Source organism: Amycolatopsis lexingtonensis (assembly GCF_014873755.1).
GTDB lineage: Bacteria > Actinomycetota > Actinomycetes > Mycobacteriales > Pseudonocardiaceae > Amycolatopsis > Amycolatopsis lexingtonensis.
The window spans coordinates 6,653,836-6,674,251 of sequence record NZ_JADBEG010000001.1 but is presented as its reverse complement, the minus strand read 5'-3'; the positions used below and the strand labels follow the sequence as shown (position 1 = coordinate 6,674,251).

At 68.8% G+C, this 20,416-nt stretch carries 33 protein-coding genes; 28 read left to right on the top strand and 5 right to left on the bottom strand.

Annotated elements, in window-relative coordinates; all coding sequences use genetic code 11:
- Nucleotides 1-37 precede the first annotated feature (37 nt).
- From H4696_RS30375 to H4696_RS30360, 4 genes are read left to right on the top strand one after another with little or no spacing between them, the layout of a single operon-like run.
- Entirely contained in the window at nt 38-1,723 is a 1,686-nt protein-coding gene (locus H4696_RS30375; RefSeq protein WP_086857719.1) for a hypothetical protein, read from the top strand.
- Between the two features lie 24 nt (nt 1,724-1,747).
- Nucleotides 1,748-1,954 carry a hypothetical protein gene (locus tag H4696_RS30370; RefSeq protein ID WP_086857720.1) on the top strand — a complete coding sequence of 69 codons (207 nt, stop codon included), beginning with the start codon at nt 1,748-1,750 and terminating at the stop codon, nt 1,952-1,954.
- Nucleotides 1,955-1,968: 14 nt separating this feature from the next.
- Nucleotides 1,969-2,187, top strand: a complete 219-nt coding sequence (locus H4696_RS30365; protein ID WP_086857721.1) for a hypothetical protein — start codon at nt 1,969-1,971, stop codon at nt 2,185-2,187.
- Nucleotides 2,188-2,243: 56 nt separating this feature from the next.
- Nucleotides 2,244-2,702 carry a hypothetical protein gene (locus H4696_RS30360; protein ID WP_086857722.1) on the top strand — a complete coding sequence of 153 codons (459 nt, stop codon included), beginning with the start codon at nt 2,244-2,246 and terminating at the stop codon, nt 2,700-2,702.
- On the opposite strand, the gene H4696_RS30355 is transcribed toward H4696_RS30360, so the two are convergent.
- Nucleotides 2,695-3,174, bottom strand: coding sequence for a GNAT family N-acetyltransferase (locus H4696_RS30355; protein ID WP_249026896.1), 480 nt, complete (start codon nt 3,172-3,174; stop codon nt 2,695-2,697). The genes H4696_RS30360 and H4696_RS30355 overlap by 8 nt on opposite strands.
- A 58-nt stretch (nt 3,175-3,232) precedes the next feature.
- On the opposite strand from H4696_RS30355, the gene H4696_RS30350 reads away from it, so the two are divergent.
- Entirely contained in the window at nt 3,233-3,457 is a 225-nt protein-coding gene (locus tag H4696_RS30350; protein ID WP_086857723.1) for a hypothetical protein, read from the top strand.
- Here H4696_RS30350 and H4696_RS50345 read toward each other — a convergent pair.
- The 4 genes from H4696_RS50345 to H4696_RS30330 are packed head-to-tail and all read right to left on the bottom strand — an operon-like array spanning nt 3,441 to nt 6,160.
- Complete coding sequence (locus H4696_RS50345; RefSeq protein ID WP_225955846.1) at nt 3,441-4,052, bottom strand: hypothetical protein; 612 nt, start codon at nt 4,050-4,052, stop codon at nt 3,441-3,443. The two genes, H4696_RS30350 and H4696_RS50345, sit on opposite strands and share 17 nt — an antisense overlap.
- Nucleotides 4,052-5,242, bottom strand: coding sequence for a WXG100 family type VII secretion target (locus H4696_RS30340; RefSeq protein WP_086857724.1), 1,191 nt, complete (start codon nt 5,240-5,242; stop codon nt 4,052-4,054). The genes H4696_RS50345 and H4696_RS30340 overlap by 1 nt, the downstream gene beginning before the upstream one ends.
- A 13-nt stretch (nt 5,243-5,255) precedes the next feature.
- On the bottom strand, nt 5,256-5,597 hold the full coding sequence (locus H4696_RS30335; RefSeq protein ID WP_086857725.1) for a hypothetical protein: 342 nt from the start codon (nt 5,595-5,597) through the stop codon (nt 5,256-5,258).
- Nucleotides 5,597-6,160 (bottom strand): YbaB/EbfC family nucleoid-associated protein, encoded by a 564-nt coding sequence (locus H4696_RS30330; RefSeq protein WP_086857726.1) that lies wholly within the window; start codon nt 6,158-6,160, stop codon nt 5,597-5,599. The genes H4696_RS30335 and H4696_RS30330 overlap by 1 nt, the downstream gene beginning before the upstream one ends.
- Before the next feature lie 161 nt (nt 6,161-6,321).
- Here H4696_RS30330 and H4696_RS30325 point away from each other — a divergent pair, with 161 nt between their 5' ends.
- The 23 genes from H4696_RS30325 to rplR all read left to right on the top strand — a co-directional run bounded on the left by H4696_RS30325 (nt 6,322) and on the right by rplR (nt 20,408).
- A complete protein-coding gene (locus H4696_RS30325; protein WP_086857727.1) occupies nt 6,322-6,477 on the top strand; it encodes a hypothetical protein in 156 nt (51 codons plus the stop codon).
- A gap of 880 nt (nt 6,478-7,357) precedes the next feature.
- Nucleotides 7,358-7,732 (top strand): 30S ribosomal protein S12, encoded by a 375-nt coding sequence (rpsL, locus tag H4696_RS30320; protein WP_003102113.1) that lies wholly within the window; start codon nt 7,358-7,360, stop codon nt 7,730-7,732.
- Entirely contained in the window at nt 7,732-8,202 is a 471-nt protein-coding gene (gene rpsG, locus H4696_RS30315) for a 30S ribosomal protein S7 (RefSeq protein ID WP_003102106.1), read from the top strand. The genes rpsL and rpsG overlap by 1 nt, the downstream gene beginning before the upstream one ends.
- Before the next feature lie 63 nt (nt 8,203-8,265).
- Nucleotides 8,266-10,365 (top strand): elongation factor G, encoded by a 2,100-nt coding sequence (gene fusA, locus H4696_RS30310; protein WP_086857328.1) that lies wholly within the window; start codon nt 8,266-8,268, stop codon nt 10,363-10,365.
- A gap of 129 nt (nt 10,366-10,494) precedes the next feature.
- Nucleotides 10,495-11,688, top strand: a complete 1,194-nt coding sequence (gene tuf / locus H4696_RS30305) for an elongation factor Tu (RefSeq protein ID WP_086857327.1) — start codon at nt 10,495-10,497, stop codon at nt 11,686-11,688.
- A 406-nt stretch (nt 11,689-12,094) separates the two neighbouring features.
- Complete coding sequence (rpsJ, locus tag H4696_RS30300; RefSeq protein WP_003102098.1) at nt 12,095-12,400, top strand: 30S ribosomal protein S10; 306 nt, start codon at nt 12,095-12,097, stop codon at nt 12,398-12,400.
- 31 nt (nt 12,401-12,431) lie between these two features.
- Nucleotides 12,432-13,088 (top strand): 50S ribosomal protein L3, encoded by a 657-nt coding sequence (rplC, locus tag H4696_RS30295; protein ID WP_086675504.1) that lies wholly within the window; start codon nt 12,432-12,434, stop codon nt 13,086-13,088.
- Nucleotides 13,085-13,774, top strand: a complete 690-nt coding sequence (gene rplD, locus H4696_RS30290) for a 50S ribosomal protein L4 (RefSeq protein ID WP_086857326.1) — start codon at nt 13,085-13,087, stop codon at nt 13,772-13,774. Before rplC ends, rplD begins: the two co-directional genes overlap by 4 nt.
- Nucleotides 13,771-14,082 carry a 50S ribosomal protein L23 gene (rplW, locus tag H4696_RS30285; protein WP_003102087.1) on the top strand — a complete coding sequence of 104 codons (312 nt, stop codon included), beginning with the start codon at nt 13,771-13,773 and terminating at the stop codon, nt 14,080-14,082. Before rplD ends, rplW begins: the two co-directional genes overlap by 4 nt.
- Before the next feature lie 15 nt (nt 14,083-14,097).
- The gene (rplB, locus tag H4696_RS30280) at nt 14,098-14,934 is read left to right on the top strand and encodes a 50S ribosomal protein L2 (protein ID WP_086675502.1); all 837 of its coding nucleotides are present in this window, start codon (nt 14,098-14,100) and stop codon (nt 14,932-14,934) included.
- Between the two features lie 18 nt (nt 14,935-14,952).
- Complete coding sequence (rpsS, locus tag H4696_RS30275; RefSeq protein WP_003102083.1) at nt 14,953-15,234, top strand: 30S ribosomal protein S19; 282 nt, start codon at nt 14,953-14,955, stop codon at nt 15,232-15,234.
- Between the two features lie 31 nt (nt 15,235-15,265).
- Complete coding sequence (gene rplV / locus H4696_RS30270; protein WP_086857325.1) at nt 15,266-15,682, top strand: 50S ribosomal protein L22; 417 nt, start codon at nt 15,266-15,268, stop codon at nt 15,680-15,682.
- Nucleotides 15,682-16,509, top strand: coding sequence for a 30S ribosomal protein S3 (rpsC, locus tag H4696_RS30265; RefSeq protein ID WP_086857324.1), 828 nt, complete (start codon nt 15,682-15,684; stop codon nt 16,507-16,509). The genes rplV and rpsC overlap by 1 nt, the downstream gene beginning before the upstream one ends.
- Nucleotides 16,510-16,512: 3 nt before the next feature.
- Entirely contained in the window at nt 16,513-16,932 is a 420-nt protein-coding gene (gene rplP, locus H4696_RS30260; protein ID WP_004558864.1) for a 50S ribosomal protein L16, read from the top strand.
- Nucleotides 16,932-17,177 (top strand): 50S ribosomal protein L29, encoded by a 246-nt coding sequence (gene rpmC / locus H4696_RS30255; protein WP_086675500.1) that lies wholly within the window; start codon nt 16,932-16,934, stop codon nt 17,175-17,177. The genes rplP and rpmC overlap by 1 nt, the downstream gene beginning before the upstream one ends.
- On the top strand, nt 17,174-17,452 hold the full coding sequence (rpsQ, locus tag H4696_RS30250) for a 30S ribosomal protein S17 (protein ID WP_086857323.1): 279 nt from the start codon (nt 17,174-17,176) through the stop codon (nt 17,450-17,452). Before rpmC ends, rpsQ begins: the two co-directional genes overlap by 4 nt.
- 79 nt (nt 17,453-17,531) lie before the next feature.
- On the top strand, nt 17,532-17,900 hold the full coding sequence (rplN, locus tag H4696_RS30245) for a 50S ribosomal protein L14 (RefSeq protein WP_004558867.1): 369 nt from the start codon (nt 17,532-17,534) through the stop codon (nt 17,898-17,900).
- A complete protein-coding gene (gene rplX, locus H4696_RS30240; RefSeq protein ID WP_086857322.1) occupies nt 17,900-18,214 on the top strand; it encodes a 50S ribosomal protein L24 in 315 nt (104 codons plus the stop codon). Before rplN ends, rplX begins: the two co-directional genes overlap by 1 nt.
- Nucleotides 18,214-18,777: a 50S ribosomal protein L5 gene (gene rplE, locus H4696_RS30235; RefSeq protein WP_086857321.1), complete on the top strand. Its 564-nt coding sequence runs from the start codon at nt 18,214-18,216 to the stop codon at nt 18,775-18,777. The genes rplX and rplE overlap by 1 nt, the downstream gene beginning before the upstream one ends.
- Nucleotides 18,778-18,781: 4 nt before the next feature.
- A complete protein-coding gene (locus H4696_RS30230) occupies nt 18,782-18,967 on the top strand; it encodes a type Z 30S ribosomal protein S14 (protein WP_004558870.1) in 186 nt (61 codons plus the stop codon).
- An 85-nt stretch (nt 18,968-19,052) separates the two neighbouring features.
- Entirely contained in the window at nt 19,053-19,451 is a 399-nt protein-coding gene (gene rpsH / locus H4696_RS30225) for a 30S ribosomal protein S8 (RefSeq protein WP_004558871.1), read from the top strand.
- 16 nt (nt 19,452-19,467) lie between these two features.
- Nucleotides 19,468-20,007 carry a 50S ribosomal protein L6 gene (gene rplF / locus H4696_RS30220; protein WP_086857320.1) on the top strand — a complete coding sequence of 180 codons (540 nt, stop codon included), beginning with the start codon at nt 19,468-19,470 and terminating at the stop codon, nt 20,005-20,007.
- A 2-nt stretch (nt 20,008-20,009) separates the two neighbouring features.
- On the top strand, nt 20,010-20,408 hold the full coding sequence (gene rplR / locus H4696_RS30215) for a 50S ribosomal protein L18 (RefSeq protein ID WP_169734862.1): 399 nt from the start codon (nt 20,010-20,012) through the stop codon (nt 20,406-20,408).
- Nucleotides 20,409-20,416: the final 8 nt, after the last annotated feature.

Sequence of the window (20,416 nt, the reverse complement as noted above, 5' to 3'; positions counted from 1 at the left end):
GGCCGTGGCCCCGCCCGCCTCTCCCCGGAAGGTCCCGATGGAACACGACCACTCCGCGCCCACCGGTTCGTCCACTGTGGACGTCCTGGCGGTGGTGCTCCGGCTGGCCCTGCTGCTGTCCACGGCGTTCCTCGCCGGCGGTGGCCTCCTGCGGCCGCCGGGACAGCGGCCGCCTCGCACGCTGTACGTCCTCGGCGGGGTTTCGGCGCTCCTCGCCGTGGTGTCGGCTTTCGCCGTCGACGTCAACGTGATCGCGCTGGCGATCCACGTCGTGCTCGCGGTCGCGGTGCCGCTCCTCCCTCGGGCCACCCGCTGGACGTCGGCCGCGCTGCTGGCGCTCGTCGTGCTGGAGACGTCGCTCGGCGGCACCGGCGTCGAGTTCGCGATCGACACGGTGTTCGTCGCCGGGGCGGCCGTGTGGTTCGGCTTCGCGCTGCTCGGGCCGGTCACGACGGCGGCCGTCCGGCCCGGGCCGCTCGCGCTCACCCTCGGCGGCCTGCTGGTCCTGGCCGGCGCGGTCCGGTTCGGGCTGTCCGGCCTCGGCTTCGACCGGCGGCTCTACTCGACGCTCTTCGGGCTCGCGGTGGTCGCCGTCGTGGTGCTGCCGGTCGTGGTGAGCGTGCTCGCCGGGGTCTTCAAAGCCCGCGCTTACCGGTTCGGCGTGCTCGGCGTCGCGCTCGGGTTCGTCGCGTGGAGCGCGCTCGGCGCGATCCCGGCGCCCCCGCCGCTGCCCGTGCCCGGCGTCCCGCTGCTGGCCGACGAGGCCGGGTTCCCGGTGCTCGTCAGCCCGCAGCGGCCGGGCCGCAACGTCGTCCACTTCCCGGCGAGCGCGGGCGACGACCTGTCCGCCGGCGTGCGCGGGGGCCTGGTCACCAAGGCCGTCGCGCGGCCCGGCGCCGAGGGCACGTGGGCCGAGGTCGACTTGCCGCCCGGCCGCAGCGACCTGGAAATCCGCCGCGGTGACACGACTAGCGTCGTCGAGGTCGACGCCGGGACCGCGCCCGGCCCGGCGATCACCGACGCCGACGCGCCGGAGTGCGCTTCGGCGGCGCTCGGCGGCCTGGTCGCCGGCCGCGCCGACGTGCTGAGCGCCTGCCCGTCCGACGCGCTGACGCCGGAAGACGGGGGAGCGCTGGTCAAGCTCGTCGAGTTCCTCGCCGGGCGGAAGCCGTCCGCGCTCACGCTGGTCGAGGACGGCTCCCCGCGCGGTGTCGCGGCCGCGAAGCTGGTGCGGGAAACGGCGGCGCGCACGGGACTCGCCGTGCGGCCGGACGCCGGGCCCGACACCGCGCTCGTCGTCGTCTCCGGCTGGGCCGCCGGGTACACCGCGATGACGCGGGCGGCCGAGCTGCAACGCCTCGAACCCACCCACCAGTACGGGCTGTACCTGGCGCCGTGGCTGCTGAACGGGCCGATCGTCAACGCCGTGGCGAGCGCTTCGCTGCCGTTGCGGTTCGACCCGCGCGAGGCGACCGCGGTCGGGTACGCCGTGGCGGTCGGCGACCGCTTCGGCGGCGAAAGCCCGACACTGGGCGGCTTCCGGACCTGGCTGGGCGCCGACCACTCGGCGGGGGACGTGCAGATCTTCGCCGCCGCCCAGGTCAACGCCATGCCGATGTACCCCACCGAACCCCACGCCACCGGAATGGTGATGGACCGCGACTACGCGGGCCAGTGGGTCCCCGACGGAACCATCGTGCCGATCACGTCGGTTCTCCGCTGAAACCCCCGCAAGGAAAGGAAAAGCATGAAGCGTCTCGCTGCCCGCGTGCTGCTGCCGCTCGTCGCGGCGACGGCGTTCACCGGCCTCGCCGCCGGTGTCGCCTCGGCCGACCCGACCGACGGTTCCGTCTGGCTCGTGCCCGGCGTCGACCTCGGCGGTGTGCTCGGCCCGCTCGGCCAGCCGGTCGACCTGCTCGCCCCCGTCTTCGACCTGATCACCGCAGTTTCCTGAAACGGAGAGAACCCATGAAGAAGACCCTCGCTGTCGCGATCCTCACCGGTGCGGCCCTGTTCGGCGCGGCCGCGCCCGCGCTGGCCGCCGATGCCCCCGGGGTCGTCGTGGTCGACGAGCCGGACACCAGTGGCCTGAACAACATCTGGACGTTCGCCCCGCTCGGCGTCCCGGTGCTCGGCCTGATCCAGTCGGTCAACGGTGTCCCGGGCAAGCTCCTGCCCTCCTTCTGACCCCGGCGGCGGCCCCTCGCGCCCGAGGGGCCGCCCCCTTTTCCTTGGGAGTCCCCATGAACCGGCAGCTGGTGGGCAGGCTCGGCATCGCCGTGATCGCGATCGCCGCGGTGACCGCGGGCAGCTTCATCCTCGGCGACGACGGCTCGTCCCCACCGGCCCCGCCGGTCGCGGTGGTGGGGGAGCCGTCGCTGTCGTCGGTGCCGCCGCGCACGATCCTGGCGACGGCGACGTACACGTCGACCCCGCCGGCGCCGGCCGGCTACCAGGTGACGTACGAGCTGGCGGGCACCGGCACGGCGACGGTCGTCTACGACTCGAACGGCCTCGGCCTGGTCCACCAGGAACTCGCGGTCCCGTTGCCGTGGCGGAAGGAACTCAGCTGGGCGGCGCCCGGGTCCATCCAGCTGCTCGGGCAGGGGAGCGGCGCGGTCGAATGCCGCGTCTCGGTCGGCGGCCACGTGGTGAAGACGCAGAAGTCGGCGCCGGGCGAAGTTGCCGCCTGCGTCAGCTGAGGGCCTTCGAGAACCAGTGCTCGGCGAACTGCCCGTCGTTGAACGGCTCGACCTCGGCGTAGCCGACCTTCGCGTAGAGCGCGCGGGCCTCGAACAGGTCGTGGCGGGTGTCGAGCCGCATGAGCCGGGAACCTAGTCGCCGCGCGGCTTCCTCGGCGGCCGCCACCAGCGCGGGCGCGCCGCCGGTACCCCGGTGGGCCGGCTTGACGAAGACCTTCGTCAGCTCGCTGATCCCCGGCGCGACGACCCGGGTCCCGGCACAGCCCGCGACGTCCCCGTCGAGGTACCCGACGAGGAACGCCCCGGTGGGCGGCACCAGGTCGGTGCCCGGTTCTTCGGCCACGTATTGCGCGAGCTCGGCTTCGGTGATCGGACGCCCGTAATAGCGCGAAGCGACTTCGTCCATGTAGTCGCGCATGATCGCGACGGCGTCCGGGTGGGCGACGTCGATCCGGGTGATCTTCCAGTCCACGTCCTCATCCTGGGGTCGCTGTCCAGCGAATTCCCCGTGGCCCGGGCACGATGGGGGGATGACGCCTGTCACGAAGCGCCTGGCGGTGGTGGCCGTCCTGCTGATCACGGTGGGCGCGATCCTGCTGTCGGTGGGCGCGATCGGCTTCCGGTCGACGTCCGATCAGCCCGACGCCAACATCGGCGCGGGCTTCGCCCTGCTGGCCGGCCCGTACATCGTCGGACTGGGGCTGGTGTTCGCGTTGTCGGCGGGCCTGACCCACCTCACTACGCGCCGCCGCTGACGCTCCACAGCGCCGCGGGCAGGCTGTCCGCCAAGCTGTCGAGGTAGCCGGCCTCGGCCACGATGTTCTGCCGGGTCGCGCAGCCCTGCCCCCACGTCCGCGCCGACCCGTGCTCGACGACGACGTCCCGCTGGGCGAAGTGCGGGTTGGCGGCCAGCCACCGGGTCAGCTCGCCTTCGAGGCGCGCGTCCGTCGGCATCGACACCTGCCCCGCGGTGATCCGCAGCTCCGGGCACGGCGGCACCCGCACCTGCGTGACGTGGATGTCGCGGAAGTAGGTGTGGTCGTCGAAGTGCCGGTACGGCTCCTGGGCGTCGATGGCGACGACCGGGCGGTCGCCGTGGCGGAACTCGACCCACGTCGTGTGGGTGCTCCCGGCCAGCGGGCGGCCGCTCGGGTGCAGCACCCCGAAGGTCGGCACCGCCCGCGCGTCGCTGGGGACGCCGCTGTCGAAGGTGCCGCCGCGCTCGGCCGCGAAGGCCTTGAACCAGTGCTCCTTGCGGCTGTCGACGAACTTCGTGTGCGACCGCCACCAGATCGCCGCCACCACCGCGAACACCGCCGCGATCGCGACGACCGCCACCACGCCCGCCATCAGAAGTCCAGGTCCTCGCGCGTCTCATCGTCGGATTGGCCGGTGCCGGTCTCGCCGTAGTCGCTCGCCTTCTTGGCGTTCTTGACGTGGCTGTTGAGCTTGCCGAGATGGTCGTTGAGCGTCTTGGCCGGGTTGTCGCCGGGCTTGGCCGGGTTGAACCCGAAGACGCCCTTGGCGGCCGCCTCCCCGCCCTTCTTCGCGATCTCGGACAGGGCGTTCTTCCCGGCCCGCTTGCCGATCATGCCTTCGGCGCCCTTGAGCTTGTCGACCAGGCCCATGCCGGCGTCGCGCTGCCCGATCTCGGCCAGCTTCTCCGCGGTCTTGCCCTCGGCGAACACCTTGCCCAGCTTCGTCGCCGCCAGCTTGGCCTTCATCTTCTGCAGCCAGTCGAGGATCTTCTGCAGCAGCTCGCGGACCTTCGAGACCTTCTTCGTCGTCTTCGCGGCGGTCGTGCCGAGCTTCACCTCCGACGCCGTGCCCGCGGTGGCGACCGACGCCCCGCAGGTGGGCACCGCGGCCGCCAGCGCCGGGATCCAGATCATGATCAGCCAGGTGACCAGCTCGGTGAGGATCGCCTTGATCAGGTCCTCGACGAAGCTCATCAGCATGCTGCTCAGCTGCAGCATCTGCGCCATGTCGCCGGACTTCGCGGAGACGCCGCCGATGCCGTGCGCGAACTCGCCCAGCGACTTGCGCGCCGCGTCACCGGCGTCGCCCTTCCACGCCGCCAGCGACGTGTCGGCGACCTGGGCGAAGTTCTTCGCCAGCTCGTCCAGCCCGGTGGCGATGGCGCCGAAGTTGCCGGCCGCGGTGGCGAGCGCGGGCCCGTCGCCGCTGACGAAGTGGATCGCGTCCTGGATCGGCTGGACGGCGCTGATCAGGAAGTTCAGCCCCTGCCCGACGAGCCAGCCGAGCGGGTCGGTGGCGATGTCGGTGATGGTGCTCGCGCTGGACTGGATGAAGGACGTCGTGTCGGTCGCGATCGTGCCGAGCCCGAGTGCGATGTCGACGCCGTCCGGGTGGGGCGCGGTGAACGCCTGGTACACGGAGACGACGTCCTTGCCCACGGTGACGGCGCTGCCGGCGAACGGGACGGCCTTCACCGCGTTGTCGACGTTCACCCCCAGCACCGTGTTCGGATCGTCGCTCTTGATGTTCACGCCGCTCGCGACGTCCTGGTACTCCGCCATCGTCGTGGCCCCCTCAGGGCTTCTTCGGGCCGTCGAGCAGGACCTCGACCTGCCCGAAGAAGGCCTTGTGGTCGTCTTCGGTGCCCTGGTAGACGTTCGCCGCGTCGGTGAACTTGCCCTGCGCCGACGTCAGGCCCTCGGCCATCGACGCCAGCAGGTCGCGCAGCTCGTGCAGCGTTTCGTCGTACCCGTGCTTGGTGAACAGGCCCACCACGCCCCACGACTTGTCGCCGACGTCGGCTTGGCCGACCTTCTCGGTGAACTTCGCGCCCTGGTCCTTGTACTTGCCGAGCACGCCGACGTACTTCCGCAGCGCGTCGACCTCGACCTGGTAGCCGCCGGTCCCGTCGGGCATCAGTCCTCCTCGTCGAACAGGTTCTTCAGGAAGGTGTCGCCCGCGGACCCCCCGGCCGCCGGCGGTGCCGGGGGCGGCGTGGCGTCGTCGGACGGCCGCAGCACCCGCTCCTCCGAGAAGTCCTCCGGCGCGGCCGGCCGCTCACGGGCGGGCGCCTCTTCCGCCAGCTTCGACCGCATTTCTTCGACGGTGGTTCCGAACGCCTCGGCCTGGGTCTCCAGGACCTGGTCGACCAGGCCGATGTCGTCGCCGAGGTGCTCCTGGACGAGCACGGCCTGCCGCCGGGCCGCTTCGCCGACCGCCTCCCGCAGCGTCGCCATCAGGGCCGCGGACAGCGCCTGCGGGCCCTTCGCCAGCGCGGCGTCGGTGAACTTGACGTCGAGCACCGCGCCCCCGGGCCCGGTGACGACGGTCACCCCGCCGTCCGGCGACGACGCGCCCGCCCGCAGTTCGGACAGCTGCTGCTGCATCGCCCCGAGACCGGCGAACCGGTCGTCGACGTTCCGGATGCTCGACTGGAACCGCTCGAACTCGGTCACCAGTTGCTCGAACTCGGCCGCCATGCCCCTCGTCCCCTCCCGATCGCGTGTCCGTGCCCATCGTGGCCCTTCACCGGCGGTGTGACGCACGGAACGGCCGATCCGATCCCACTGCGTCACCCGGTCGGGTAATGGGTAGGTTTCCGGCCGCAAGGGGAAGCAGGGATGAACGCTAGGAGTGTGTGATGACCAGCACCGAAGGGGCCGGCCGGCCCGACGAGGAGCCGAAGTCGACCGGGAGCCACGCGGCGCCCGAGGGGGCGGGCGTGCACCCGCTGATCGACCTGTCGCGCGACCCGAACCCGGGCAAGCCGGACCACGCGAAGCCCGACGAGGACTGACGCACCGCTCCCGGACACGTGGTCTGGCGTCTTGAATGACTCATTCAGGTCTTGGGAGGTCCTGAATGAGTCATTCAAGACCTCCGGACCGTCGCGTTCCGGCAGCTCCGCCCGGCCCGGCGCGGCCCACCGGCGCCGCTCGGAGGGGCCCCGCGTTCCGGGGCGTTGCCGTGCCGGGTGTGCAGCGCGGCACCCGCCGGGTCTCGGAGCGCCCGGCGCGGTGCCATGAACGATCCGTTCACCGCGTCCGACGTCAGGGGCCCGGCAAAGTCGGGTCGGTGCGGCGCGCAGCGGTGCGCCGGCGTCTTGAATGAGTCATTCAGGACGTCCGAAGACCTGAATGAGTCATTCAGGACGTGGGGCGAGCGGGTTACCGGCGGCGGAGTGGCCTGGCCGCGCGACTTTGCCGGGACCCTGGCGTCCGACGTCGTGAACGACTCGTTCATGACCTCGGCAGCGCCGTCGAAGCCAGCCCCCGACCGCCGGAACATCCCGCGGTCCACACGCGTTATGAACACCGGCGGCAGAACCCAACGTGCGGCCGCCACACCGGTGCGACCGGACTTCGGAACATCCCCCGGCCGGGCGGTGCCGAGAGGTACGCTGGACGTTCGCCGACCTTCAGACCCCCCGCCGCGCTCCGTCCGGATCCGGGCGGGTATCTTTGGAGACCGTGCCCGGCATGCGTCGGGCCGCTCCGCGTGCCGTGCGGCATGGGCGGGGTGCTCAGGCACCCGGTCACCGGCTTCGGCAGGTCGGGGTTCCGACGGAAATCCCTCCGGGAAGTTACCGGTCGTCAGACCGTGACGCGGGCCGACACGCCCGACCGCGGGGGCCGGTGAAGACACGAAGAAGCAGATCACGACAGGAAGCTGGTCCATTGCCCACGATCCAGCAGCTGGTCCGCAAGGGCCGCCAGGACAAGGCTGCCAAGCAGAAGACCGCGGCCCTCAAGGGGAGCCCGCAGCGGCGCGGCGTGTGCACCCGCGTGTACACGACCACCCCCAAGAAGCCGAACTCGGCGCTGCGCAAGGTCGCGCGTGTGAAGCTGACCAGCGGCATCGAGGTCACCGCCTACATCCCCGGTGAGGGCCACAACCTGCAGGAGCACTCGATGGTGCTCGTGCGCGGTGGTCGTGTGAAGGACCTTCCGGGTGTCCGTTACAAGATCATCCGCGGTTCGCTCGACACGCAGGGTGTCAAGAACCGCAAGCAGGCGCGCAGCCGGTACGGCGCGAAGAAGGAGAAGAGCTAATGCCCCGCAAGGGTCCGGCCCCGAAGCGGCCGCTGATCTCCGACCCCGTCTACGCCTCCCCGCTGGTCACCCAGCTGGTGAACAAGGTGCTGAAGGACGGGAAGCGGTCCCTGGCCGAGCGCATCGTGTACGGCGCGCTCGAAGGCGCTCGCGAGAAGACGGGCACCGACCCGGTCGTCACGCTGAAGCGCGCTCTCGACAACGTGAAGCCCACCATCGAGGTGAAGAGCCGCCGCGTCGGTGGCGCCACCTACCAGGTGCCGATCGAGGTCAAGCCGGGCCGCTCCACGACCCTGGCGCTGCGCTGGCTGGTCTCCTTCTCGCAGGCCCGCCGCGAGAAGACGATGATCGAGCGCCTGCAGAACGAGCTCCTGGACGCTTCCAACGGCCTCGGTGCCTCGGTGAAGCGTCGCGAGGACACGCACAAGATGGCCGAGTCCAACCGGGCCTTCGCGCACTACCGCTGGTGATGACCGCCCGGCTGTCGACCAAGCCATGCCGGGCCCCAAGCTTGAGAACAGGGGAACACTCTCGTGGCACGTGAAGTGCTGACCGACCTGAACAAGGTCCGCAACATCGGCATCATGGCCCACATCGACGCCGGCAAGACGACGACCACCGAGCGGATCCTGTTCTACACCGGGGTCAACTACAAGATCGGTGAAGTCCACGACGGCGCCGCCACCATGGACTGGATGGAGGAGGAGCAGAAGCGGGGTATCACCATCACCTCGGCTGCCACCACCACCTTCTGGGCCGACCACCAGATCAACCTGATCGACACCCCCGGGCACGTCGACTTCACCGTCGAGGTGGAGCGCAACCTGCGGGTGCTCGACGGCGCGGTCGCCGTCTTCGACGGCAAGGAAGGTGTCGAGCCGCAGTCCGAGCAGGTCTGGCGGCAGGCGGACAAATACGACGTCCCGCGCATCTGCTTCGTCAACAAGATGGACAAGCTGGGTGCGGACTTCTACTACACGCTGAAGACCATCACCGAGCGCCTCGGCGTCAAGCCGCTGGCGATCCAGCTCCCGATCGGCGCCGAGAACGACTTCGAAGGCGTCGTCGACCTGGTCCGCATGAAGGCGCTGACCTGGCGCGGCGAGGTCCAGAAGGGCGAGGACTACTCGGTCGAGGACATCCCGGCCGAGCTGGCCGACCGTGCGGCGGAGTACCGCGAGAAGCTGATCGAGGCCGTCGCCGAGACCGACGACGCGCTGATGGAGAAGTTCCTCGAGGGCGAAGAGCTGTCGACGGACGAGATCAAGTCCGGCATCCGCAAGCTGGTCATCACCCGCGAGGCGTTCCCGGTCCTGGCCGGCTCCGCCTTCAAGAACAAGGGCGTGCAGCCCATGCTCGACGCGGTGATCGACTACCTGCCGTCGCCGCTGGACGTCCCGGCCGTCGAGGGCCTGCTGCCCGACGGTGAGACCGTCGTGTCCCGCAAGGCCTCGGTGGACGAGCCGTTCGCCGCGCTCGCGTTCAAGATCGCCGCGCACCCGTTCTTCGGCAAGCTGACCTACATCCGGGTGTACTCGGGCAAGGTCGCCGCCGGCGCGCAGGTCATCAACGCGACCAAGGAGCGCAAGGAGCGCATCGGGAAGATCTTCCAGATGCACTCCAACAAGGAGAACCCGGTCGACGACGCCCAGGTCGGCCACATCTACGCGGTCATCGGGCTGAAGGACACCACCACGGGTGACACCCTGGCGGACCCGCAGAACCCGATCGTGCTGGAGTCGATGACGTTCCCCGAGCCGGTCATCCGGGTCGCGATCGAACCGAAGACGAAGGCCGACCAGGAGAAGCTGTCCCTGGCGATCCAGAAGCTGGCCGAAGAGGACCCGACGTTCCAGGTCAAGCTGGACGAGGACACCGGCCAGACGATCATCGCGGGTATGGGCGAGCTGCACCTCGAGGTGCTGGTGAACCGGATGAAGTCCGACTACAAGGTCGAGGCGAACATCGGCAAGCCGCAGGTCGCGTACCGCGAGACGATCAAGAAGACGGTCGACAAGCTCGACTACGTCCACAAGAAGCAGACCGGTGGTTCCGGCCAGTTCGCGAAGGTCATCGTGAAGCTGGAGCCGCTCGAGCGCACCGACGGCGCGCTCTACGAGTTCGACAACAAGGTGACCGGTGGTCGCGTGCCGCGGGAGTACATCCCCTCGGTGGACGCGGGCGCGCAGGACGCGATGCAGTACGGCGTCCTGGCCGGCTACCCGCTCGTCGGGTTGAAGTTCACCCTGTTGGACGGTGCTTACCACGAGGTCGACTCTTCGGAGATGGCGTTCAAGATCGCCGGTTCCATGGCGATGAAGGAAGCCGCGAAGAAGGCCGGCCCGGTGATCCTGGAGCCGATGATGGCGGTCGAGGTGACCACGCCCGAGGACTACATGGGCGATGTCATCGGTGACCTCAACTCCCGCCGTGGTCAGATCCAGGCCATGGAGGAGCGGTCGGGCACCCGCGTCGTGAAGGCGCTGGTCCCGCTGTCGGAGATGTTCGGTTACGTCGGTGACCTCCGGTCCCGCACCCAGGGCCGGGCGAACTACTCCATGGTGTTCGACTCCTACGCCGAGGTTCCCGCGAACGTCGCGAAGGAAATCATCGCGAAGGCGACGGGGGAGTAACTCCCCCCAGCGCTCGCGGGCATTAAGGGACTCTCCTGAACGTCCGCAGCACCGACGAAGGAACATTCAGCGGGCGGCAGCCACGCCGCCCGCTGAGCACGAAGCAAATCAGTCCAGGAGGACATTCCAGTGGCGAAGGCGAAATTCGAGCGGACCAAGCCGCACGTCAACATCGGCACCATCGGCCACGTTGACCACGGCAAGACGACTCTGACCGCGGCGATCACCAAGGTGCTGCACGACAAGTACCCGGAGCTGAACGAGTCGCGGGCGTTCGACCAGATCGACAACGCGCCGGAAGAGAAGCAGCGCGGCATCACGATCAACATCTCGCACGTCGAGTACCAGACCGAGAAGCGTCACTACGCGCACGTCGACGCCCCCGGTCACGCGGACTACATCAAGAACATGATCACCGGTGCGGCGCAGATGGACGGCGCGATCCTCGTGGTCGCGGCGACCGACGGCCCGATGCCGCAGACCCGTGAGCACGTGCTGCTCGCCCGCCAGGTCGGCGTGCCCTACATCGTGGTCGCGCTGAACAAGGCCGACATGGTCGACGACGAGGAGATCCTGGAGCTCGTCGAGCTCGAGGTCCGCGAGCTGCTGTCCTCGCAGGAGTTCCCCGGCGACGACGCCCCGGTCGTGCGCGTGTCCGGTCTCAAGGCCCTCGAGGGCGACGAGAAGTGGGCCGACGCCGTGCTCGAGCTGATGACCGCCGTCGACGACAACGTGCCGGACCCGGTGCGCGAGCTCGACAAGCCGTTCCTGATGCCGATCGAGGACGTCTTCACCATCACCGGTCGTGGCACCGTGGTGACCGGTCGCGTCGAGCGCGGCCAGATCAACGTCAACGAAGAGGTCGAGATCGTGGGTATCCGCGAGAAGTCGACCAAGACCACCGTCACCGGTGTCGAGATGTTCCGCAAGCTGCTCGACTCGGGCCAGGCGGGCGACAACGTCGGCCTGCTGGTCCGCGGTATCAAGCGCGAGGACGTCGAGCGCGGCCAGGTCGTCGTGAAGCCGGGCACCACCACCCCGCACACCGACTTCGAGGGCCGGGTCTACATCCTGTCGAAGGACGAGGGTGGCCGTCACACCCCGTTCTTCAACAACTACCGCCCGCAGTTCTACTTCCGCACCACCGACGTGACCGGCGTCGTGACCCTCCCCGAGGGCACCGAAATGGTCATGCCGGGCGACAACACCGACATCTCGGTCCAGCTGATCCAGCCGGTCGCGATGGACGAGGGTCTGCGCTTCGCCATCCGCGAGGGTGGCCGGACCGTCGGCGCGGGTCAGGTCACCAAGATCAACAAGTGATTTCACGCCCCGGCCGGGGGTAATACACCCCCGGCTCAAGGGCGTCAAATCACGTGTGCGACACTATTCAGGTTGCTCGTCCTGGGGCGGCCGATCCTCGTCGGGGTTTTCTCCACGGGGGTCCGGCCGCCCTGGCGCGAGTGGCCACGGTCCGCCGAGCCTCTTCCTTCGGGTAGGCGAGCGGGCAAAGGCGGTGAGACGGCCAGCCGGCTCATAGCCTCCTCACGTTGAGGAAGACCAGGCAAGACGACGATCCCGCGGGATCCGTCTGTGCGTCGGGCGCGACACGCCCGACCGCGTGGACCGGGGACAGGGCCGTTGAACTGCGGAAACCCAGCCAGGGTGGCGACATCCGGGCGGGGTTTGTGAGATAGCGGCACGAGACGACAAGGAACGAGCAGCCACCATGGCGGGACAGAAGATCCGCATCCGGCTCAAGGCCTACGACCACGAGGCGATCGACACCTCGGCGCGCAAGATCGTGGAGACGGTCACGCGCACCGGCGCCCGGGTTGTCGGGCCGGTGCCGCTGCCCACCGAGAAGAACGTTTACTGCGTCATCCGCTCGCCGCACAAGTACAAGGACTCGCGCGAGCACTTCGAGATGCGCACGCACAAGCGTCTGATCGACATCCTCGACCCGACGCCGAAGACGGTCGACGCGCTCATGCGCATCGACCTGCCGGCGAGCGTCGACGTCAACATCCAGTAAGCGTTGGGCGAGCGGCGGAGATAAGAGACTCATGTCTGACAGGCAGATGAAGGGCATCCTGGGCACCAAGCTCGGCATGACCCAGGTCTTCGACGAGCAGAACCGGGTTGTCCCGGTCACCGTCGTGAAGGCCGGTCCGAACGTGGTCACCCAGGTTCGGACCCAGGAGAAGGACGGCTACAAGGCCGTGCAGCTGGCGTTCGGCGCGGTCGACCCGCGCAAGGTGAACAAGCCGCGCACCGGCCACTACGACAAGGCGGGCGTGACCCCGCGGCGCTTCCTCGCGGAGCTGCGTACCACCGACGCCGAGACCTACGAGGTCGGCCAGGAGATCACCGCCGAGGTGTTCGCCGCCGGCGTCGAGGTCGACGTGACCGGTACCAGCAAGGGCAAGGGCTACGCCGGTGTCATGAAGCGCCACGGCTTCAAGGGCCAGGGCGCGAGCCACGGTGCCCAGGCCGTGCACCGCAAGCCGGGTTCGATCGGTGGCTGCGCCACCCCCGGCCGCGTCTTCAAGGGCCTGCGCATGGCGGGCCGGATGGGCAACGACCGGGTCACCACGCAGAACCTGACCGTGCACGCCGTGCGTGCCGAGGACGGCCTGCTGCTGATCAAGGGCGCCGTGCCCGGTCCCAAGGGCGGCCTGCTGTTCGTGCGCAGCGCCGCGAAGGGTGGTAACTCCGAATGACAAGCGTCGAGCTGAAGACCCCGGCCGGTAAAGCCGACGGCACCGTGGACCTCCCCGAGGAGATCTTCGACGTGCAGGCCAATGTCGCGCTGATGCACCAGGTGGTGGTGGCCCAGCAGGCCGCCGCGCGCCAGGGCACGCACGACACGAAGACCCGTGGTGAGGTCTCCGGTGGCGGCAAGAAGCCGTACCGGCAGAAGGGCACCGGTCGTGCCCGCCAGGGTTCGACCCGCGCGCCGCAGTTCGTCGGCGGTGGCGTCGTCCACGGCCCCACGCCGCGTGACTACTCCCAGCGCACCCCGAAGAAGATGAAGGCCGCCGCTCTGCGTGGCGCCCTCTCCGACCGGGCGCGCGCCGGCCAGCTGCACGTCGTCACCGAGCTGGTGACGGGCGAGAAGCCGTCGACCAAGGCCGCCAAGGCCGCCCTCGCCGCCGTCACGGCCGCGAAGCGCGTGCTCGTGGTGCTGCACCGGGACGACGAGCTGAGCTGGGTTTCCCTGCGGAACCTGCCCGAGGTGCACATCCTCTGGGCGGACCAGCTCAACACCTACGACGTGCTGGTCAACGACGACGTCGTGTTCACCAAGGCCGCGTACGACGCGTTCGTCGCCGGCCCCGTCCGCGGTAAGTCCGTCAAGGCTTCCGCGCGGTCGGGCGAGGTCACGGAAGGGAGTGACGAGAAGTGAGTTCGGTCGCCATTCCGGACCCCCGCGACATCCTGCTCGCGCCGGTCATCTCCGAGAAGTCCTACGGGCTGCTCGAGGACCACAAGTACACGTTCATCGTCCGCCCGGACGCCAACAAGACCCAGATCAAGATCGCGGTCGAGAAGGTGTTCGGCGTCAAGGTGGTCAGCGTCAACACGGCCAACCGCCAGGGCAAGCGGAAGCGGACTCGCGCGGGCTTCGGCAAGCGCAAGGACACCAAGCGCGCCATCGTGACTCTTTCGCCCGAGAGCAAGGCGATCGAGATCTTCGGCGGACCCACCGCGTAAAGGACTGAGCTGACAATGGGCATCCGCAAGTACAAGCCGACGACCCCGGGTCGTCGCGGTTCGAGCGTCTCGGACTTCGCCGAGATCACCCGCTCCACCCCGGAGAAGTCGCTGCTTCGTCCGCTGAGCGGTTCGGGCGGTCGCAACTCGTCCGGCAAGATCACCACCCGGCACAAGGGTGGCGGCCACAAGCGTGCGTACCGCGTCATCGACTTCCGTCGCAACGACAAGGACGGCATCCCCGCCAAGGTGGCGCACATCGAGTACGACCCCAACCGGTCGGCTCGCATCGCGCTGCTGCACTACGCCGACGGCGAGAAGCGCTACATCATCGCGCCGGAGAAGCTGAAGCAGGGCGACACCGTCGAGAACGGCCCCCGGGCCGACATCAAGCCGGGCAACAACCTGCCGCTGCGCAACATCCCGGTCGGCACCGTGATCCACGCGATCGAGCTCCGCCCCGGTGGCGGCGCGAAGATGGCGCGGTCCGCGGGCGCGAAGGTGCAGCTCGTCGCCAAGGACGGTCCGTACGCCCAGCTGCGTCTCCCCTCGGGTGAGATCCGCAACGTGGACGTGCGCAACCGCGCCACGGTCGGCGAGGTCGGCAACTCCGAGCACGCCAACATCAACTGGGGCAAGGCCGGCCGCAACCGCTGGCGCGGCAAGCGCCCCACGGTCCGCGGTGTCGTCATGAACCCGGTCGACCACCCGCACGGTGGTGGTGAGGGCAAGACCTCCGGTGGTCGCCACCCGGTCAACCCGAACGGTAAGCCCGAGGGCCGCACGCGCCGGCGCAAGCCGTCCGACGCCCTCATCGTCCGCCGCCGTCGCACCGGCAAGAACAAGCGCTGAGCAGGGAGGTAGAACAACATGCCACGTAGCCTCAAGAAGGGCCCGTTCGTGGACGACCACCTGCTCAAGAAGGTGGACGCGCTGAACGAATCGGGTAAGAAGACGGTCATCAAGACCTGGTCGCGCCGCTCGACGATCATCCCGGATTTCCTGGGTCACACGATCGCCGTGCACGACGGCCGCAAGCACGTCCCGGTGTTCGTCACCGAGGCCATGGTGGGTCACAAGCTGGGCGAGTTCGCCCCGACGCGGACCTTCAAGGGCCACATCAAGGACGACCGCAAGTCGCGCCGCCGCTGAGCGGGCACGAAACCAGACAAGGGAAGTAGCGATGAACGCCCAGAACGACGCGACGGTCGAGGCCCTGCCTACGGCTTACGCGCGGGCTCGCTTCGTCCGGGACTCGCCGACCAAGGTGCGCCGGGTGATCGAGCTCATCAAGGGACGTAGCGCCGCCGACGCCTTGGCCGTGCTCCGGTTCGCCCCGCAGGCGGCCAGCGAGCCGGTCGCGAAGGTGCTCGCCAGCGCCGTGGCCAACGCCGAGAACAACCTTCAGCTGGACCCGGACACCCTCTGGGTCAAGAACGCGTACGCCGACGAGGGCCCGACCCTCAAGCGGATCCGCCCGCGGGCCCAGGGCCGTGCGTACCGGATCCGCAAGCGGACCAGCCACATCACCGTCGAGGTGGAGTCGCGTCCGGCCGTCGCGCAGAAGGCTCAGAGCAAGAAGAAGGCAGGTGGCCGGTAGTGGGCCAGAAGATCAACCCGCACGGTTTCCGCCTGGGTATCACCACGGACTGGAAGTCGCGCTGGTACGCCGACAAGCAGTACGCCGAGTACGTGGCCGAGGACGTCAAGATCCGCAAGCTGCTGGCGACGGGCATGGAGCGCGCCGGCATCTCCAAGGTCGAGATCGAGCGCACCCGTGACCGCGTCCGCGTCGACATCCACACCGCCCGGCCGGGCATCGTCATCGGCCGCCGCGGCGCGGAGGCCGACCGGATCCGCGGCGCGCTGGAGAAGCTGACCAAGAAGCAGGTCCAGCTGAACATCCTCGAGGTCAAGAACCCCGAGGCCGACGCCCAGCTGGTCGCCCAGGCGGTCGCGGAGCAGCTCTCCAACCGCGTGGCGTTCCGCCGCGCGATGCGGAAGGCGATCCAGACCTCCATGCGCTCGCCGCAGGTCAAGGGCATCCGCGTGCAGTGCGGCGGTCGTCTCGGCGGTGCCGAGATGTCCCGCTCCGAGCACTACCGCGATGGCCGCGTCCCGCTGCACACGCTGCGCGCCGACATCGACTACGGCTTCTTCGAGGCCAAGACGACGTTCGGTCGCATCGGCGTCAAGGTGTGGATCTACAAGGGTGAGCTCGTCGGTGGCCTGAAGGCCCGCGAAGCCCGTGACGCCGCCGAGCGCGCGCCGCGTCGCGAGCGCAGCGACCGGCCGTCCCGCCCGCGTCGTTCCGGCGCGTCGGGCACCACCGCCACCTCGACCGAAGCCGGTCGGGCGGCCGCTGCCGCCACGACCGAGGCCCCGGCGGCCCCGGCCACCGAGACCGCAGAAAAGACGGAGGGCTGAGACGTGCTCATCCCGCGCAGGGTCAAGCACCGGAAGCAGCACTCCCCGAAGCGCCACGGCGCCGCCAAGGGTGGCACGAAGGTCAGCTTCGGCGAGTACGGCATCCAAGCGCTTGAGCACAGCTACGTGACGAACCGGCAGATCGAGTCCGCTCGTATCGCCATGACCCGTCACATCAAGCGTGGCGGCAAGGTGTGGACGACCATCTACCCGGACCGCCCGCTGACGAAGAAGCCGGCCGAAACCCGCATGGGTTCCGGTAAGGGTTCGCCCGAGTGGTGGATCGCCAACGTGAAGCCGGGCCGCGTGATGTTCGAGATCTCGTTCCCGAACGAGGAGACCGCCCGTGAGGCGCTCCGCCGCGCGATCCACAAGCTGCCCATGAAGTGCCGCATCGTGACCCGTGAAGGTGGTGAGTTCTGATGGCGAACGCTGGTGCTCTGGCATCGGAGCTGCGTGAGCTCACCGCGGAAGAGCTCGTCCTGCGTCTGAAGGAATACAAGGAGGAGCTCTTCAACCTCCGCTTCCAGATGGCGACCGGGCAGCTCGACAACAACCGCCGTCTGCGCACCGTCCGCACGGACATCGCGCGGATCTACACGGTCATGCGCGAGCGCGAACTCGGCCTGTCCGTTGCCCCCGACGCCGAGAGTGAAGGTGCCGCATGAGCGAGCCCACCACCGAGACGCCGGCCCGGAACGACCGCAAGGTCCGCGAGGGCTACGTCGTCTCGGACAAGATGAACAAGACGATCGTGGTCGAGCTCGAGGACCGCAAGAAGCACCCCCGTTACTCGAAGGTCGTCCGCTCCACCTCCAAGGTGAAGGTGCACGACGAGAACAACGAGGCGGGCCAGGGTGACCGGGTCCTTCTGATGGAGACCCGCCCGCTGTCGGCGACGAAGCGGTGGCGCCTGGTGAAGATCGTGGAGAAGGCCAAGTAAGCAGGGCTCTTTTCAAGAGTTCTTAGTTCCGCAAGGCTCGCTCGTCGGGCGAGAACCGGCGCGACATACAGGAGTTGACGTGATCCAGCAGGAGTCGCGGCTTCGGGTAGCCGACAACACGGGTGCGAAGGAAATCCTCTGCATCCGCGTTCTCGGTGGTTCCGGGCGGCGCTACGCCGGCATCGGCGACATCATCGTCGCCACCGTGAAGGACGCCATCCCGGCTGCCGGGGTGAAGAAGGGCGACGTCGTCAAGGCCGTCATCGTCCGCACGGTCAAGGAGCGTCGTCGTCCGGACGGTTCCTACATCCGGTTCGACGAAAACGCCGCCGTGCTCATCAAGAACGACAACGAGCCCCGCGGCACCCGCATCTTCGGCCCGGTGGGCCGCGAGCTGCGCGACCGAAAGTTCATGAAGATCATTTCGCTCGCGCCGGAGGTGCTGTGATGAAGGTGAAGAAGGGCGACACGGTCGTCGTCATCGCCGGCAAGGACAAGGGCGCCAAGGGCAAGGTCATCCAGGCCTACCCCGAGCGCGACCGCGTGCTGGTCGAGGGCGTGAACCGGATCAAGAAGCACACGCGGATCAGCCAGACCCAGCGCGGCGCGCAGTCCGGCGGCATCGTCACGCAGGAGGCGCCCATCCACGTCTCGAACGTGATGGTCGTCGACTCGGACGGCAAGCCGTCCCGGGTGGGTTACCGCATCGGCGAGGACGGCAAGAAGGTCCGGATCTCGCGCCGGAACGGTAAGGACATCTGATGACCACCGCAGAGAAGACCTCGCCGCGCCTCAAGGTGCGCTACCGCGAGGAAATCAAGGGCCAGCTGCAGGCGGAGTTCTCCTTCGCCAACGTCCACCAGATCCCGGGCGTGGTGAAGGTCGTCGTGAACATGGGTGTCGGTGACGCCGCCCGTGACAGCAAGCTGATCGAGGGCGCGGTCAAGGACCTCTCCCTGATCACCGGTCAGAAGCCCGAGGTCCGGAAGGCCCGCAAGTCCATCGCGCAGTTCAAGCTGCGCGAGGGCCAGCCGATCGGCGCGCGCGTCACGCTGCGCGGCGACCGGATGTGGGAGTTCCTCGACCGGCTGCTGACCATCGCGCTGCCGCGTATCCGCGACTTCCGCGGGCTTTCGCCGAAGCAGTTCGACGGCCACGGCAACTACACCTTCGGTCTCAACGAGCAGTCGATGTTCCACGAGATCGACCCCGACTCCATCGACCGCCCCCGCGGCATGGACGTCACCGTCGTCACGACCGCCACGAACGACGACGAGGGCCGGGCGCTGCTGCGCAAGCTCGGCTTCCCGTTCAAGGAGAACTGAGCCGATGGCCAAGAAAGCACTGGTCCACAAGGCCGCGAAGAAGCCGAAGTTCGCCGTGCGCGCCTACACCCGCTGCCAGCGGTGCGGCCGCCCGCACGCCGTGTTCCGCAAGTTCGGGCTCTGCCGGATCTGCCTTCGCGAGATGGCGCACGCGGGCGAGCTGCCCGGCGTCCGCAAGTCCAGCTGGTAAGAGCTTCTTTTTAACTCCAGATTCGCCACAGGCCCCGCCCGCTCCGGCGGGCGGGGAACCAGGCGAGAAAGGTTGACAGGTCACCATGACGATGACCGACCCCATCGCAGACTTCTTGACGCGTCTGCGTAACGCGAACTCGGCGTACCACGACGAGGTCAAGCTCCCGCACTCGAAGCTCAAGGCGAACATCGCCGAGATCCTCAAGCGCGAGGGTTACATCGCGGGCTACCACGACGAGCCGGGCGAAAAGCACAAGAACCTCGTCGTCGAACTCAAGTACGGCCCCAACCGTGAGCGGAGCATCGCCGGCCTGCGGCGCGTCTCCAAGCCCGGTCTGCGGGTCTACGCAAAATCGACCGAACTGCCGTCCGTTCTCGGCGGCCTGGGCATCGCGATCATCTCGACGTCCGGCGGCCTCCAGACCGACCGGCAGGCCAAGCGCAACAGCGTGGGCGGCGAAGTCCTCGCCTACGTCTGGTAAGGAAGGGGGCACAGACATGTCACGCATCGGAAAGCTGCCGGTCGCCGTCCCCTCCGGGGTCGAGGTGACCATCGACGGTCAGCACATCAAGGTCAAGGGGCCCAAGGGCACCCTGGAGCACACGGTCGCCGAGCCGATCACGGTCGAACGCGACGAAGACGGCACGCTGCTGGTCAAGCGCCCGGACGACGAGCGCAACTCCAAGGCGCTGCACGGACTCACCCGCACGCTGGTGAACAACCTCGTCGTCGGCGTCACCGCCGGCTACGAGAAGAAGATGGAAATCCACGGCGTGGGTTACCGCGTGCAGGCCAAGGGCTCGGACCTCGAGTTCGCCCTCGGCTACTCGCACCCGGTGAAGATCGAAGCCCCGGAGGGCATCACCTTCAAGGTGGAGACCCCGACCCGGTTCTCGGTCTCCGGCATCGACAAGCAGAAGGTCGGCCAGATCTCGGCGGTCATCCGCCGGCTGCGGCGCCCGGACCCGTACAAGGGCAAGGGCCTGCGGTACGAGGGCGAGAAGATCCGCCGCAAGGTCGGAAAGACGGGTAAGTGATCATGAGCGACACGACTACGAAGCGCAAGCCGGTCGGCAAGGACATCTCGACCCGCCGCCGCGTCGCGAAGGCCCGTCGGCACTTCCGCCTCCGCAAGAAGGTCTCGGGCACGGACCAGCGTCCGCGCCTGGTCGTCAAGCGGTCCTCGCGGCACATCGCCGTGCAGGTCATCGACGACCTCGCCGGCCACACGCTGGTGTCGGCGTCCACCCTCGAGGCGGACCTCCGGACGTTCGAGGGCGACAAGAAGGCCAAGGCCGCCAAGGTCGGGGCCCTCGTCGCCGAGCGTGCCAAGAGCGCCGGGATCTCGGCTGTGGTGTTCGACCGTGGCGGCAACGCCTACCACGGCCGCATCGCCGCGCTCGCCGACGCCGCCCGCGAGGCGGGGTTGGAGTTCTGACGATGCAG

Excerpts from the sequence above, each read along its gene's own strand:
- H4696_RS30360 (WP_086857722.1), top strand. The coding sequence starts at position 2,244 with ATGAACCGGCAGCTGGTGGGCAGGCTCGGCATCGCCGTGATCGCGATC.
- H4696_RS30230 (WP_004558870.1), top strand. The coding sequence starts at position 18,782 with ATGGCCAAGAAAGCACTGGTCCACAAGGCCGCGAAGAAGCCGAAGTTC.
- H4696_RS30340 (WP_086857724.1), bottom strand. The coding sequence starts at position 5,242 with ATGGCGGAGTACCAGGACGTCGCGAGCGGCGTGAACATCAAGAGCGAC.
- H4696_RS30350 (WP_086857723.1), top strand. The coding sequence starts at position 3,233 with ATGACGCCTGTCACGAAGCGCCTGGCGGTGGTGGCCGTCCTGCTGATC.
- rpsQ (WP_086857323.1), top strand. The coding sequence starts at position 17,174 with ATGAGCGAGCCCACCACCGAGACGCCGGCCCGGAACGACCGCAAGGTC.
- rpsS (WP_003102083.1), top strand. The coding sequence starts at position 14,953 with ATGCCACGTAGCCTCAAGAAGGGCCCGTTCGTGGACGACCACCTGCTC.
- H4696_RS30335 (WP_086857725.1), bottom strand. The coding sequence starts at position 5,597 with ATGCCCGACGGGACCGGCGGCTACCAGGTCGAGGTCGACGCGCTGCGG.
- rplC (WP_086675504.1), top strand. The coding sequence starts at position 12,432 with ATGTCTGACAGGCAGATGAAGGGCATCCTGGGCACCAAGCTCGGCATG.
- rplX (WP_086857322.1), top strand. The coding sequence starts at position 17,900 with ATGAAGGTGAAGAAGGGCGACACGGTCGTCGTCATCGCCGGCAAGGAC.
- rplD (WP_086857326.1), top strand. The coding sequence starts at position 13,085 with ATGACAAGCGTCGAGCTGAAGACCCCGGCCGGTAAAGCCGACGGCACC.
- rplV (WP_086857325.1), top strand. The coding sequence starts at position 15,266 with ATGAACGCCCAGAACGACGCGACGGTCGAGGCCCTGCCTACGGCTTAC.
- H4696_RS30325 (WP_086857727.1), top strand. The coding sequence starts at position 6,322 with ATGACCAGCACCGAAGGGGCCGGCCGGCCCGACGAGGAGCCGAAGTCG.
- rplB (WP_086675502.1), top strand. The coding sequence starts at position 14,098 with ATGGGCATCCGCAAGTACAAGCCGACGACCCCGGGTCGTCGCGGTTCG.
- rpsH (WP_004558871.1), top strand. The coding sequence starts at position 19,053 with ATGACGATGACCGACCCCATCGCAGACTTCTTGACGCGTCTGCGTAAC.
- H4696_RS50345 (WP_225955846.1), bottom strand. The coding sequence starts at position 4,052 with ATGGCGGGCGTGGTGGCGGTCGTCGCGATCGCGGCGGTGTTCGCGGTG.
- rpsG (WP_003102106.1), top strand. The coding sequence starts at position 7,732 with ATGCCCCGCAAGGGTCCGGCCCCGAAGCGGCCGCTGATCTCCGACCCC.
- H4696_RS30375 (WP_086857719.1), top strand. The coding sequence starts at position 38 with ATGGAACACGACCACTCCGCGCCCACCGGTTCGTCCACTGTGGACGTC.
- rpmC (WP_086675500.1), top strand. The coding sequence starts at position 16,932 with ATGGCGAACGCTGGTGCTCTGGCATCGGAGCTGCGTGAGCTCACCGCG.
- H4696_RS30370 (WP_086857720.1), top strand. The coding sequence starts at position 1,748 with ATGAAGCGTCTCGCTGCCCGCGTGCTGCTGCCGCTCGTCGCGGCGACG.
- H4696_RS30365 (WP_086857721.1), top strand. The coding sequence starts at position 1,969 with ATGAAGAAGACCCTCGCTGTCGCGATCCTCACCGGTGCGGCCCTGTTC.
- rplR (WP_169734862.1), top strand. The coding sequence starts at position 20,010 with ATGAGCGACACGACTACGAAGCGCAAGCCGGTCGGCAAGGACATCTCG.
- rplE (WP_086857321.1), top strand. The coding sequence starts at position 18,214 with ATGACCACCGCAGAGAAGACCTCGCCGCGCCTCAAGGTGCGCTACCGC.
- rplF (WP_086857320.1), top strand. The coding sequence starts at position 19,468 with ATGTCACGCATCGGAAAGCTGCCGGTCGCCGTCCCCTCCGGGGTCGAG.
- rpsJ (WP_003102098.1), top strand. The coding sequence starts at position 12,095 with ATGGCGGGACAGAAGATCCGCATCCGGCTCAAGGCCTACGACCACGAG.
- H4696_RS30330 (WP_086857726.1), bottom strand. The coding sequence starts at position 6,160 with ATGGCGGCCGAGTTCGAGCAACTGGTGACCGAGTTCGAGCGGTTCCAG.